Source organism: Moritella dasanensis ArB 0140 (assembly GCF_000276805.1).
GTDB lineage: Bacteria > Pseudomonadota > Gammaproteobacteria > Enterobacterales > Moritellaceae > Moritella > Moritella dasanensis.
On sequence record NZ_AKXQ01000002.1, the window covers coordinates 203015 to 216946 of the forward strand.

At 39.9% G+C, this 13932-nt stretch carries 15 protein-coding genes; 1 reads left to right on the top strand and 14 read right to left on the bottom strand.

Translation table 11 applies throughout. From position 1 onward, the window contains the following. Positions 1-10: 10 nt before the first annotated feature. The 10 genes from A923_RS0102660 to A923_RS0102705 form a co-directional block, all read right to left on the bottom strand. Positions 11-1465 (bottom strand): SLC13 family permease, encoded by a 1455-nt coding sequence (locus A923_RS0102660; RefSeq protein ID WP_017220098.1) that lies wholly within the window; start codon positions 1463-1465, stop codon positions 11-13. A 244-nt stretch (positions 1466-1709) separates the two neighbouring features. Next, positions 1710-2585: a protease HtpX gene (gene htpX / locus A923_RS0102665; protein ID WP_017220099.1), complete on the bottom strand. Its 876-nt coding sequence runs from the start codon at positions 2583-2585 to the stop codon at positions 1710-1712. A 162-nt stretch (positions 2586-2747) separates the two neighbouring features. Beyond that, entirely contained in the window at positions 2748-2936 is a 189-nt protein-coding gene (locus tag A923_RS0102670) for a hypothetical protein (RefSeq protein ID WP_017220100.1), read from the bottom strand. A gap of 216 nt (positions 2937-3152) precedes the next feature. After that, the gene (locus A923_RS22595; protein WP_017220101.1) at positions 3153-4052 is read right to left on the bottom strand and encodes a JmjC domain-containing protein; all 900 of its coding nucleotides are present in this window, start codon (positions 4050-4052) and stop codon (positions 3153-3155) included. Between the two features lie 143 nt (positions 4053-4195). After that, positions 4196-4780 (bottom strand): nucleotidyltransferase family protein, encoded by a 585-nt coding sequence (locus A923_RS0102680; RefSeq protein WP_017220102.1) that lies wholly within the window; start codon positions 4778-4780, stop codon positions 4196-4198. A gap of 22 nt (positions 4781-4802) precedes the next feature. Beyond that, a complete protein-coding gene (locus tag A923_RS0102685; RefSeq protein WP_017220103.1) occupies positions 4803-5438 on the bottom strand; it encodes an HAD family hydrolase in 636 nt (211 codons plus the stop codon). Positions 5439-5538: 100 nt separating this feature from the next. Next, a complete protein-coding gene (locus A923_RS0102690; protein WP_017220104.1) occupies positions 5539-5799 on the bottom strand; it encodes a hypothetical protein in 261 nt (86 codons plus the stop codon). Positions 5800-6310: 511 nt separating this feature from the next. Continuing rightward, on the bottom strand, positions 6311-6931 hold the full coding sequence (locus A923_RS0102695; RefSeq protein WP_017220105.1) for a hypothetical protein: 621 nt from the start codon (positions 6929-6931) through the stop codon (positions 6311-6313). A gap of 108 nt (positions 6932-7039) precedes the next feature. Next, complete coding sequence (dfrA, locus tag A923_RS0102700; RefSeq protein WP_017220106.1) at positions 7040-7525, bottom strand: trimethoprim-resistant dihydrofolate reductase DfrA; 486 nt, start codon at positions 7523-7525, stop codon at positions 7040-7042. A gap of 364 nt (positions 7526-7889) precedes the next feature. Next, positions 7890-8294: a GNAT family N-acetyltransferase gene (locus A923_RS0102705; protein ID WP_017220107.1), complete on the bottom strand. Its 405-nt coding sequence runs from the start codon at positions 8292-8294 to the stop codon at positions 7890-7892. Between the two features lie 415 nt (positions 8295-8709). Between A923_RS0102705 and A923_RS0102710 the strand changes: the two genes are divergently transcribed. Then, entirely contained in the window at positions 8710-11157 is a 2448-nt protein-coding gene (locus A923_RS0102710; protein ID WP_017220108.1) for a helicase-related protein, read from the top strand. A gap of 335 nt (positions 11158-11492) precedes the next feature. On the opposite strand, the gene A923_RS0102715 is transcribed toward A923_RS0102710, so the two are convergent. The 4 genes from A923_RS0102715 to A923_RS0102725 form a co-directional block, all read right to left on the bottom strand. After that, complete coding sequence (locus A923_RS0102715; RefSeq protein ID WP_017220109.1) at positions 11493-11840, bottom strand: DUF2956 domain-containing protein; 348 nt, start codon at positions 11838-11840, stop codon at positions 11493-11495. A 174-nt stretch (positions 11841-12014) separates the two neighbouring features. Next, the gene (locus A923_RS22705) at positions 12015-12254 is read right to left on the bottom strand and encodes a zinc ribbon domain-containing protein (RefSeq protein WP_083849948.1); all 240 of its coding nucleotides are present in this window, start codon (positions 12252-12254) and stop codon (positions 12015-12017) included. Between the two features lie 184 nt (positions 12255-12438). After that, positions 12439-13398: an HlyD family secretion protein gene (locus tag A923_RS0102720; protein WP_017220110.1), complete on the bottom strand. Its 960-nt coding sequence runs from the start codon at positions 13396-13398 to the stop codon at positions 12439-12441. Beyond that, positions 13398-13727: a DUF3302 domain-containing protein gene (locus A923_RS0102725; RefSeq protein ID WP_237716162.1), complete on the bottom strand. Its 330-nt coding sequence runs from the start codon at positions 13725-13727 to the stop codon at positions 13398-13400. The genes A923_RS0102720 and A923_RS0102725 overlap by 1 nt, the downstream gene beginning before the upstream one ends. Between the last annotated feature and the right edge of the window lie 205 nt (positions 13728-13932).

Genomic DNA, 13932 nt, shown 5'->3' on the forward strand with positions numbered 1-13932 from the left:
CCTTAGCCAATTAAACTACAACGAGAATAACAACGTAAACCAACATTAAACCAGCAAGGCCCATGATAAGTCCGATTCTTGCCATATCCTTGCTGGCAACCAAGCCCGTCGCATATGCCAACGAATTAGGCGGTGTTGAAACGGGTAATATCATCCCGAGTGAAGCTGAACACGCCACCACGACTAACATCACCAACAACGACAAGTCATCCATCGACGTTGCCACTGCGGCCGCAATCGGCATTAACAAATTCGCCGTTGCCGTGTTCGAGATAAAGTTAGCCATTAACCAACACACAAAAGACATGACTAACATCACCAGCAAGGCCGGCAATACTGCATAATCAATTGAATTAGCCATCACCGCCGCGAGCCCCGTTTTGTCTAACGCAATACCAATCGCAATACCACCGGCAACCAGCCACAACACGTCCCAGTTAATCAGTTTCAATTCTTCCTTGCCAATGATACCTGTTAGCGTAAATACCGCCAGCGGTACAATCGCGACCACATACGTATTCATGCCATGTAAACCTGTCGTCATCCACAACACGATTGTCATCCCAAAAGTGATATACACAACAATTGCTTGCCAACTACGCTGAAAGTCACCGCCTAATTGCAAATGTAAACAGTCGCCACTAAACGGAAACAGCTTTTGTAACAGCCACCAAGCAAAGGCTAATAACACGATAACAAAAGGTAAACCAACCATCATCCAATCCAGAAAAGTGACATTATATAGGCCATCAAGATACTGCAACGCAATAGCATTGGGTGGCGTACCAATCGGCGTCGCAATGCCACCAAGGTTTGCGGCAATCGGCACACTTAAAACCAACGCTTTAATGCCCTTTTCTTCCTTCGGCACTGACATTAGAATTGGACCTAACAAAGACAACATCATCACCGTTGTTGCCGTGTTAGACATAAACATAGAAAACAACGCCGTGATCATCATTAATCCCAGCATGATAGACGCTGGTTTAGTGCCAAATGGTTTTAATAGTACATTAGCAAGGTTGGTATCTAGGGCATATTTATTCGCAGCAATGGCTAACGAGAAACCACCGAGGAACAACACGATAATCGGAGACGAGAAAGCAGCGAAGATATCGTTGTAATGCATTAATCCTTCGATAGTCGTCGCAGGATCTAACCCATCATTAACAAATCGAAAACTGTAAAGCCCTTGGTCTGACAGCATCACCAGTTCAAGGGTGATGATCAACAGTGACGTGGCAAACACAGGAACGGGTTCGAGGATCCACAACAGTGCAGCAAGAATAAAAATAGCGAGCAATCGATGTTGGATAATACTGAGGTCGTCAAAGGGTAACAGAGAGGTGGGCACAGACAGTAAAAATAATGGAATTCCAAATGCAATCAGAAGTTTAACCAACCTCACCATCAAAGGATGATTTCCGTTATCTGTATGTACTTTATCTAGTGTTGTTTTCGTCATTAGCTTTACCTGATAAGCCACTAATTCATAAGATATAAAATACACTCTTTTGAAGCTAATTATTCGCTTGTCTATCACGTTTCCAAGTTACAATTGCATTTATTTAACCACAAGGGGGTAGTAAATACTGATTACCTTATAGAAAGCAAAAAGCCCCAACGAAACAATCTTATTATAATTAAGAATTAGAGTCTCTCTGGGGCTTTGTTCCCTAAGCTATTATCAGCCTAGAACATCCGTAAGATTAAAGATTACGTAATGCGTTAATACGGTTTTGCAATGGTGGATGGCTCATTAATAGCTCCATCATGGTCTTCTTACCCGTAATACCAAACGCCATCATCGAACCTTCAAGCTGTGTTTCTTGGCTTGTTTTAAGACGTTCAAGTGCAGCAATCATCTTCTCTTTACCAACCAGTTTCGCTGCGCCTGAGTCTGCTTTAAACTCACGTTGACGGCTAAACCACATCGTTAAGAAGCTTGCTAAGAAACCGAATAGCATTTCTAACGCCATTGATACGATGAAGTAAGTCATAAAGCTACCGCCTTCCCCCTCGCCTTCTTCATCATTCGATGTGAAACCACTTACTGCATTAGCAATAATACGTGATAAGAAGATAACAAACGTATTCACCACACCCTGCATCAAGGCCATCGTGATCATGTCGCCGTTAGCAACGTGGTTGATTTCGTGAGCAACAACCGCTTCAGCTTCATCACGTGTCATTTGTGCTAGTAGACCCGTTGATACTGCAATTAAGGCAGCGTCACGTTTAGCACCGGTGGCAAAGGCATTCATCTCGGCAGCATCATAAATAGCAACATCAGGCATACCAATACCCGCTTGTTTTGCTTGTCGAGTAACAGTTTCCATTAACCAATGTTCATTGGCATTACGTGGTTGCGTGATGATCTCGCCACCAATTGAACGTAGTGCCATTTTCTTCGACAGCATTAATGAGATTAATGAACCACCAAAACCAAACAATACCGCCATTACCAACAACCCAGACAGGCTGCCTGATTGAATACCAGTAGTTGCATAGATAATGTTTAATACAATACTAAAAACCAGCATGACTGCCAGGTTGGTTGCAAGAAATAGCATAATGCGTTTCATATATTTTTGTTCTCCAATAAAATAGAGTGACATAATATGACAAAATGAAGAGAACGCATATAGGGAAATTTGTAAAGAGAAGTAAAGAACAATAAAGAACAAAAAATGACCTTTAAACGCCCAGTGCATCTAAAGGTCAAAATAACGCGACATTAGCCAGCGTTAATAGTTAACGGCATTTTGAATCAGATCAATCAACTCATTTTCAGTCGCAGGTTCACGCGCTAAATCAAGTTCAGGTCCCGCGCCACCACTTAAAGAGTAGACCTTCGAACCACAATGATCATAGTGATACCAAGTACCATCAATACATACGTCCGTGTAACATTTAGGATTGCGTAATAATTCCATCTTTACCACCTTAATCATGTGTTGAGTGTTTTTACATACTGTTCACATTAAATATAAACGCACATGCCTATTAACGCTATTGATGTAGATCAACGAATAATCTATTGAGTAATTCCGCGTTGATTTATTTGGCAAACTTGCAAGATGGACACGCGTTATTCATCAGTGCATTGTTGTGGCCTAATGAATCTGTACACTTAAAGAGTTGGGGATGAGTTATAGCTCTTGATTCTCAGTAACATCTAAGAAATTGACCGCATTCCAATTCTTAACGTCGGCACTTAAATCCTTTAGAAGTTCGTTAAATTCACTGTTGGAAACACCATTATCATCGATAATTGCCGACTCTCTCCACTTTTCAGAATGAGATAGTTTTTCTCTTATAACCGCAGTGGCAATATCAATCCAAGTCGGCGGTGTAAAAGTAAAATTAAACGAAACGGCATCTGTAACGGCTTCGGTCATATGCCAAACGCCTCGTGGTACAAATAGAATTGAACCCGGTTCTAATATATATTCAATACAATCTGCAGGGAATGCTTCTGGAAATTCTTTATCTGCATAACCTGCTAGTTCATGGTCAACTGGGTGGCCGATCACATGGCGAGTCATTGGATTATTAATGGTTTTATTTTCTGCTAACCACCATTTTTTTGTGCCTTCTAATTGCACAACAAAATTAAAATTCTGATCGAAATGAGGCGCATTGCCCTTCCCCGCTGGTGATGCGTAGACTAAGTTTCTAACATAGGTCAACTCAGAGAATCCAATTTCCTTTCTGATTTTTTGATTCCACATGTCAAACTCAGGAATCATTCTATTGACGTCATTAAAAAGAATGCAGTTACCACAATAATATTCATTAATCGCGTCTTCAGGAGAAACTGAAGTCTTTGAAATTTCATCTGCAACCTGTGGATTAAAAACATCCACAGTGTCTTGCCAGTAGGCCGCAAGGTTTTCAACAGATTTAAGAAATGGAAGACCCATTAAATCTTTAAGAGATTCTGTATTACCATGGGATACAAAAGGTGTTTGAGACTCGAGTAACTTTAAAAATTCTTCTTTGGTGTTATCACCAATAAGTGACTGTAGATTGATTTCTGTATTACTCATATTTAATTCGCGTTATTTAATGGTCAATAACGCGGACTATCGCATGAAATAAACAATATGAAAACTAATAACGAAACAGATACCCATTTCAGCAAATTTCACTCTATTGATATTTTTCCTCAGGGATTATGGATTATCACACCTTAATCACTCTTAAGTAATTTTTTCGCCGATGAATCCCATGGGAGCACCTGCACTTTCGGCCAACGCGCCTTATATCCAGCGGTCATTTTGTTGTAACTGGTCACAGTCATTGCAGACTTATTAGGTTGTACTAACATATTGAAAGCATCTTCTAGACCATAAGGTGCATAGATAACGACATTACCATAAGAGTCGAGAGTAAAACCGATAGCAAACGCAGTTAACCAAGATTTAATACCCTGCTCCACACTCGCGTATTCTACGATTGAGCAACCAAACTTCTGGAGGTAACGTTCATGCATTGTCGCTTGATTCTTAATATCCACTTCAACACTATGTCGTAGGTGTTTAGCAAAATATTGTTCAAAAGACGTTTCTGAAACAGCATTGATTTTATCAAAATAAACTATGTCAAAATCTTTCACCTTATCCAGCAGATCTTTTCCATCTAAGCTGTTCCAAATTAATTGGGTGATCGCTCCACCAGCAATATAGAAGTTAGGTAAACCAACATCCCTGCACGCTTCAGCGGTTTCCATCAACTCTGGAACCGACTTAATTAATTGCTGTAGTTTTAGTTCCATCTTCCCAACCTGCTAACGCTCGTTACAAGCCAATATACGCAAACGCTTCGTTTTTCTTTTCAAAGTTTTTAATTGACTGATGATGTTCCAATTTATCACCCACTAAAACAAAGTTAACGCCTAACTCTTTACAAGCCTTTAAATCCCAACTTCCATCACCAAAATATGTAAATGATAACCGGACTTCTTTAACCGCTCTTTTTTCTGCAATCTTCATAATCTCGATTCTTGAATAGTGATCATTGGAGGATGCAATTGGAATATCTGAAATGTCGATACCAGCGGACTTCAATTTTAAAACGGCACTCTCATACCAACCGCCAGTTGCAAATGAAATGACGACATCATCGAGTTCTTTTAAATTGGCGATAAATGTAGATGCCCCAGTGATTTCACGAATTGGCTTTTCATCAACCCGAGTTTGAATTTTGGTTAAGAATACATTTTTAATATTTTCAGTCACTGTATTGGTATTTTTAATGTTCTTTTCATTAAAAAACTCATTAAGGATCCCAGCATCTGTTACATGTTTATAACGAGCCCAGTTTGTATCAATATCGAATCCAGTTACTTCTTTTACTGCTTCGTTAAAACACTCAGAGTCAAAATCATACGATTCAATAAGTGTTCCATCGATATCAAACATTACATGATGCATAGTGTGACTCCTTAAAGAATGGCTCAGACTTGTTCACACCCAAATAAGTGAACCAAGTGCTGACAGCAATGAGCATAATTGAGTTATACGGTTTTTACATCTATTCAGTTTGATCACCAAAGCTCTCTATTATTTTGGTGCCACAAACATCACATATTAGATGCTTATCACGAAGGTCCATAAATGAAGCGGCTCGTCCAGCGCCCCACCCTGCAAAAAAAGCGGTCATAAACACTTTTATACGGTCTTTTCTACTTTCAGGTCTAACTGCTGAATTCGAGATCATAAGTAAGTGATGATTTGTATCAGCTTTACATTGCTGGCAATACCTTGACACCAATGTTGATTCATTATTATTCATAAAGATCCTTTTTATTAGCTAAATAAACAACGGTAACTAACTGTTTTTATTCTATTTAATCAGCATGTTATGCATTAATTTTAACGATTCATAATGCCTTAATGGCCAAACCTACACTTCACCAAAAACGTTGAATGTAATAAGCAGAATGTTGATTGCTTTTTTACCCCGAACTAAAACTGTCCTTAAGCTAGCTACTCCCCAGATAATGATAACAATGAAAAATAGGAAAACCGATATAAGCATATTGTGAATGAGTAACAGCTCTAACAAGAAAAAGGGGTAATCGAGTTAGAGCGATAAATCTAAACCATTTCGGTGTACAGATTCATTAAGCCACAACAGTGTTCACATTAATCTAGCTATGCTAGCTAACTCATTCGTGGACAGAAATGGTTTAAAGTTTAAACTTTAAACGGTACAGTTCGGATTACAGAAAGTACGATTAAATTGAGATTAACGCCTCAAACACCTAACTTCACCAAGTCTGAGTGCTTTGACTTGTTAGCAATTACTTTAACGCCTTTCTAAAAATTTCACCAAAGTTTGAGTTTTCATAGTTGGTGATACCAATTTCGCTTTCTCTGCCGGAGCGGATTAAATCTTGCCGGTCCATAAATTGTTCTTTGATTAAAGGACTTCCCACCAAGTTTTCAAGGTTTTGGTGTTCCAAATCTTCGTATGTGTAAAACCAGAGGTTTGATGCAGAAACAAACTCAGTAATATCATCAATGAAGTAGCTATGAATGGTATCCACAGATCTTAAAAAGTTTGACTTGTTAATTTTCCCCGAGCAGTATGAAATAAACAATTTACTAATTAATTCTGCCTTTTCGATATCAGTGACATTATCTATGACTTGAATTATTTTATTCGAGATCTTCTCACTGTCTGAAGATCGAGAAAAATCATTAATAGCACTTTTTTCTTTATCTGAGACACTTTCAAGTTTAAAAATAAATTTACTAAGTTTTTGTAAGAAAAAGTGGTCTCTAATAGACATTGTTAGTTCAGCTATTTTTATAGCAATACCAAAGACAGGTATATCTTTTAAAATTCCATTTTCTAATCCATTGTCTAAAGCAACCTCTAGAGCGTTTGCTGACAAATCCTTTACTGCACTTTTATTCAACGCGAACTCCTTCCTCGATTTAGTATTGCTAAACGCCCACTTAAGGGACAAAAATTGTTGGCTATAATCTTGTAAGGAACGAACAATAGCCAACTGTTGTTGTTCCGTTTAAATTTCTTGTCCACCCTTTTGCCAAATACGGTACGTATAATCTAAGTTTGAACTAAAACTTTGCTCAAACACTTTCCGATACCCGTTTGGAATTTTAGGGAAAAACACATCACCGTCTATTTCCTTGTGAACAGTGGAGATATGAAGCGTATCAGCACTATTAACAAGCGCCTTATAAATTTCTCCACCACCTGATACAAATGCATGGTCAGTTACATTTTTTAAAGTTGATAACGCGTTATCTATAGAAGAAAAGTAAAATACATCTTCATCATCGGACTCTCTTGGAGACCGAGTAATTACAGCATATTTTCGATTTGGTAACTTTCCCATAGACTCGAAAGTCTTCCTACCGACAATCAGCCATTGATTATATGTCATCGCCTTAAACAATAGTTGTTCACCTTTTACTGACCAAGGAATATCTAAGCCTGAACCAATAATACCATTTTCAGAAACAGCTGCGATTAATGATAATTTCATGCGACTCCATTGAGGGTTAACGCCGCCTTAAGCGGATTGAAATTGTTGGTTGTAACGTGTACATGATAGAGCGCTAACCAACTGTTTTAGTTCCGTTTAAGAGCATTATTAGCAGTTGTAACAAGCTAATTTATAAACCTATCTGTTATGTTCTGTAAATTAACACCTTTGAGTATAAATTGAAATTTATGATCAAGTTATTTTTCACTTCACTACATTAATAATACATCAACAAATGTATGGAAAGTCTATATGAGTATATTGCGAGAGAGCCAAAGCTCTAACTCACTTTGGGGCAATAACGGCTTAGAGTTGAAATTTTAAATGGCGTGACAGCCCTAGTGGATTTTAATTCAGAGGCTTGTTAACTGACTGTCTCAAAGCGTATGAATTGCATTTCTAAATCCACATCGATGTCCAATGAAACTTCGTAACAGCTACTCACTACATTTTTAACCGCTGAAAGCCAAAACTTCAATGCCGCTTCATTTTCCTTTAAAACTCGAATTTGCCACTTGCCTGGGTGATTAGCTACAACCGCTAAAAGTACCTTTTTACCAACACCCTTTCCTTTAAATTTACGCAATACGAAGAACTGCTCAATATCAAAAGTTTCTGGTTCACTCGGGTAATTACGAACTAATGCAAAACCAGCAAGCTCTTTACCAACGTGAATGAAGTAAGGCACATGATCAACTTCTTTCCAGTACGAGTCCAAAGTTGCACAGTTGAACGTAAACAAACCATCCGAGTTTGGGTTCCACCCCATAAACTCCGACATGTCATATATATAATAGGGAAACAGATTCTCCAATACATGCCTAGAATTTGAGCCAATTCGTTTTAGAGATACTTCCATATTTCCTCTAGTCAGTTAACGTTTGTACAGTAAGACGTCTCGACTCACCAAAATATCAATAACACAGTATAAATTCAATATGCAGAATAAATGTATGGCAAACCGATATGAATATATTGCGTGTGAGTAACTACTCTAAGCCATTTTGGGGTGGCTGAATCATATAAAGTCGTCACTATAGGGGTCTTGTCTGAACATAAATAAAACTCTTTTTGACTCCTGATGGAGTGAACTGTGAAAAAAGAGCAGTGAAGTTAAAGTTATCTATTTATTGTCATTAATATTATAATTCGCAGCATATTCTTATGTGCTAAATAAAATACCTATGACCACATCTTCAGATATGCAGCGACAACTTCCGATAAATGCGATAAAAACTCAGGTCATCGACACATTACAACACAGTGACATCATCATCAGCGCGGATACCGGTAGTGGTAAATCAACGCACCTGCCACTTTGGGCACAGTCATTAGGGCGTGTATTGGTCATCGAACCAAGACGTATTGCTTGCCTTGCCCTTGCACAATACCTTGCATCACAATCAGCTAGCCCCGTGGGTAAAAAAATAGGGTATGCCATTCGGTTTGATAACCAATACACGCCACAAACTAACGTGGTATTCGCTACGCCGGGTGTAGCGCTGCGCTGGTTATTTGAAGATCAGTTGGCGCACTTTGATGTGGTGATGCTCGATGAGTTTCACGAGCGTCGCTGGGATACCGATTTATTGCTCGCGATACTCAATAAGCGAAAAAGCCATCGCCTTATATTAACATCAGCAACCTTAAACAGTGCAAGTTTAGCCAGTTATACTGGCGCACAAGAAATCACGGCTCAGGGGCGCTGTTTTCCAATTGAATCTCGCTATGTGGCCACGGATATGCGATTAATGCCGCACAGCGACAAATTAGATCTACGCGTTAAACAAGCGCTGCAGTTAGCCTTGAGCTTAGCGCAATACAATCAGGGTGATATTCTGGTTTTTTTACCCGGCAAAAAAGAAATCCAACAAATAGCCCAAAGCTTAGCGCGAGATGAAGCCTGCAACAGCACGCTCATATTGCCTTTACACGCTGGTAGCGATCAAACGGTGCAACGACAAGCGTTAAACCGTCAACCGCAACGGCGCATCATTCTCGCGACTAACGTGGCAGAAACGAGTCTCACCATTCCCAATATTAGTTGTGTCATCGACTCAGGATTAGAAAGGCGTACTCACCTGCGCGGTGGTAGAACGGTATTAAGCCTTGAGCCCATAGCCAGATCGAGTGCGATACAACGCCAGGGGCGTGCTGGTCGTGTCATGGATGGCCTGTGTATTCAACTCTTTGGTGAGTTTGCCCCACTCAAAGCAGAAACACCGGCCCAGATACTACGTGAAGATTTAACCGAAATGGTGCTATCGAGTGCCTGTGCGCAGGAAGATATTACCCAATTGGATTTTATCAATCCCTTGCCTAATTCCTCATTACAACTGGCATTGACCAATCTGCAGCGCATTAAGGCGATAGACCCACAAAACCTAGCCACAGCACATGGCAAGCGTATCTATCCGCTGCCTTTGGATAGTCACCTTGCGCACCTGATCTTATCGATGCCCACACCAGCATTACAGCTGGCGATGATCGACTTAGCTGCGGCATTATGTGTTAATCAATCACTCTATCAACTCAGTAACAACGCCCAACAAATTGAAGAATTAAATACCTTGTTACCGAGTTTATGCGATGCGGAGTTATTGATTGCCTGTGTTAGACCCAAGTCTTGTGAACAGCTAATCGAACGGGAACTCGTCATACTCAACAACAGCGCCATTGCCGAAGCCAGACAAAACGCAGCGCAAATCAAACAGGCATTTGACTTGAAGACTGTTGTTGGTTTGAAAACAGCGAACTCAGGACTGGTTGCTTATAATCGGCTGGAGTTGTGCGCTGCAATCGCTAGCGCACAACATGATCTGTGTTTTGTAAAGCGAGAAAAGAAACGGGGTGTGTTAGCCAACGGTTATATCGAGGTCATCCCTGCCAAAAATTCTCGACTGGGCGATGCACCAGACAATAATAGTAACCAAGCGGCGCTGATTTTAAATACCCACGCCATTCCTGGGCGCGGTACTAAAGAAACCAAGACGCTAGCTACTTGCATCATGCCGATGCCACTTGCGACACTCACCAAACTGGGATTCGGCAACATTGAGTGCACGCAACCACGTATTAAAAACAACAAGATCCTCGTCGAGAACAAGCGTATCTACGCCGGACGAACCATAGAGTCACAGCTTGCAAGTCCACCTACAGATCAAATTATCCCGATTTTAACCACGTTGATTGGAGATAATCGTTTATTAAAAGGCCTGCATGACCGACTTGAAATGGATATAAAGGCCTATCAGCTCTATCTCATGTTGAATAGCTCACCACAGAACAAAAAAGTTATTGATGCGCTCCCTACGCCTGCCGATTTTATCCATGATTCACTGGTTGATTTAGGGGTTGAAACGCTGGCTGATTTGACGTTAATTGAAGCTCAAGACATCAGCTTTGAAGGTATACCTGAATGGGAAAGAGCCGATTTTGATCAACGTCATCCACAAGCCATTAAATTGGCGGATATAGAATTACAGGTCGAATACCTTGTTAACAGCAAACAAATAAAATTACACTACCTCAGAGGACAACGAAAAACAGAACCCAAACGCTGGGAGCTGCCGAAGTTCAATGGCTGGAAAATACGTTATCAACGAGCAAGTAAAGTTGTCGATGTGAGATAGCATTGCTGCTGAGGCCATTAGCACCTCAATATGAAGTATTAAAATACGGCTAAATTAGCTATCCCTTTAATATTTGACTCACTTCTTTATATCCCTGCTTTACTTAAATAATTAGGTCAATAAGCAGGGATGTTTAATGATAGATCTGAATACGGTTAATCCGCGTTTACAAATAAGTAGGATTAACTTAGTTAGTAAATTTTACATGATAAAATATATGGCAAATCGACATGAACATATTGTGAATGAGTTAAGGCTCTAAGCCACTTTGAGGCAGGAACGGCTTAGGGCTATCACCCTAAGCTATTGGTCGACAACTAATGGAACAGAAATATTTAACCTATGACAAGCACACCGATTTGCACTAGGTAACCAGCAAATCCTGCCCAGCTTAGTGCTAATAATGCCCAAGGTAGTCGGCTTGACCTTACTTGCTTTTGTTCACTTTCAATCTCTACATTATTGTCTTGCTCTGCTGCCGCTGCATTCGCTCTTATTTTTTGTTTTTTCTGCTTATCGAGCTGGCGAGACTTAGCTTTATGCTGCTTCTTGTACTCAGCGATACCCTTCTCGATACCAGCTGCGATCAATTTAGTCTGCTCGCGACTCTGACCTGGTTTTTTAATACCGTTAGCAATGCGTGTAGATTCAGCTTGCACTTCTGTTGATGCTTTCTGTGTCATGGAATTTCACTCTTAATTCAGTACTATAAACTCAGTACTATTAACTAAACTCAATTAACTTGATGATAAATAACTCAGGCCCATGTTGCAAGTTAGCAATATGAAATGGTAACGATTACCCAGCCACTACACTGTACATACTAAACAATACAACGGCATTAGCATGTGCATCACTTAAGCAACCTTGAACTGATGCGTTACACGGCTTTTAGATTTCAATGAGTTGCAGGTATTACAAAAGTAATTGGTCGCACCACACGCCTGCAGCTTTTCAAGTTCTGCATTACAGTCAGGGCAAAAGCTTATCTTTTTGTAATCCTGATTGCAGCTAACGCAATGATACAGCCCTGCTTTCCAAGCAAGTGGCTCATGGCATTGATTACAGTTGTTCTCATTTGAATTAGTGCTACTCATGTTGAAATTCCCAGTGATATTGTGATGTGTGATTCGTTTCGATATCGATCGATAATCGTGAAAAAGACTTCATTGTACCCATAAAGAAATAGCTTTAATACAAAAAGGGGTTATAGCCTAAGCTACAACCCCTTTGAATAACATCTTTAACTAAACCGTTAACGAAACATGCATTAAAGCAGTATTAGTGGAATGGGAAGAAGTAGTTCATCCACGACGCCATACGTAACAAGACTTTGCGCATAATAGCCACATGCTCAAAATGCGTAGAGTAAATAGCCGTTTGACCATACGCGCCACCCATCATTACATCGCTGTATTGTGCAAAACGGGGATCATCAATTTCAAATAACACTGGAATACGACCAGGAAAACGTGCCGTTTGCACAGAAATTAACGTGCCCGATGCTTGAATTTGGCCTTCTGGAATAGCCGGAATAGCGCCAACAACCTTCGCGCTAAATACTTTACCTGGTAGACCATCAAAGATCACTTCTGCTTTAGAGCCTTTTTCAAGACGCAGCATACTGTTTTGACGATACCAACCAACAAGCATTTTATCCCCTTTATGCTTAAATACCATCACAGGTCGTAGCGGTAAGCTCACAGCACGCATACCTGGGCGTAATGCTTGTTGCACTACATAACCATCGGTCGGTGCACGGACAATTGTACTATCTAGATCGAATAGTGCTAATTCGCGTTTAGCTGTTAAATCATCAACTTGACCACGAGTAAGGTCTACATCACGTTGTTTACCAATACCTTTACGGTACAGCTCTTTCGCACGTTTGAAGTCTGACGTTGCCACAACGAGGTTCGCTTCAATTGAATCAAGCTTATCTTGGAATGGTTTTGGGTCTAACTTGAAAAGCACATCACCTTTCATTAACAATTGATTTGCTTCAACCGGCACTTCAATGACATTACCATTAACCGCTGGCACAATCGGGGTTGTTACATAGTATTCACGGCTAATTTCTGAAAACGGATGATTGTAGTTCATGGTAAAAACCAGTCCACCAATCAAAATAATACCACCGAGGACCGCTGTTGGTACGCTCCATTTATTAAGTGGGATCTTAAATATTTTGAATATCGCGATACAAAAAGCGGTATACGTTAATATGAGTAATAAATCCATTATTCACTCCCTCCTTCTAACGTATTAAGACGTTGTTTTACTTCGTTAAGTTCTAGTTCTAATTTTTCGATGTGCTCTTTACTTGAATGACCATCAGAAAAACCCCAACCACGATCAGAGCGGTACAAGGTTGCCCAAATCCACAAGAATGGCCAAAGTACGTGTAAGGTGAAGAGGCTTACCCAGCCGGCAACATGAATGGCGTCTTGGTGAGGATGATTTCGGTGAACTGCAATTTCATAGGGAATATCATGTATAACGATAACACCATAAAACAGCACAATAGCAACAAACACCAGTATTCCTAGTGCAACGTATTCCAACATAATTAACTCCTTTAACCGTTCAGAAACGTTCTTACTTCATGTAAGACTTCTTGTAATGAGTGATAGCCTATCATTAAACCTGACATTAAGCCTACTATTAAACCTGCTATTAAACATAGATAAAACAATAATATAATTAACGCTATAAGCTTCAATGATAGACTATTTCAAACGAAAATAAGGAAATTAACCGTTACCAGTACTGCCA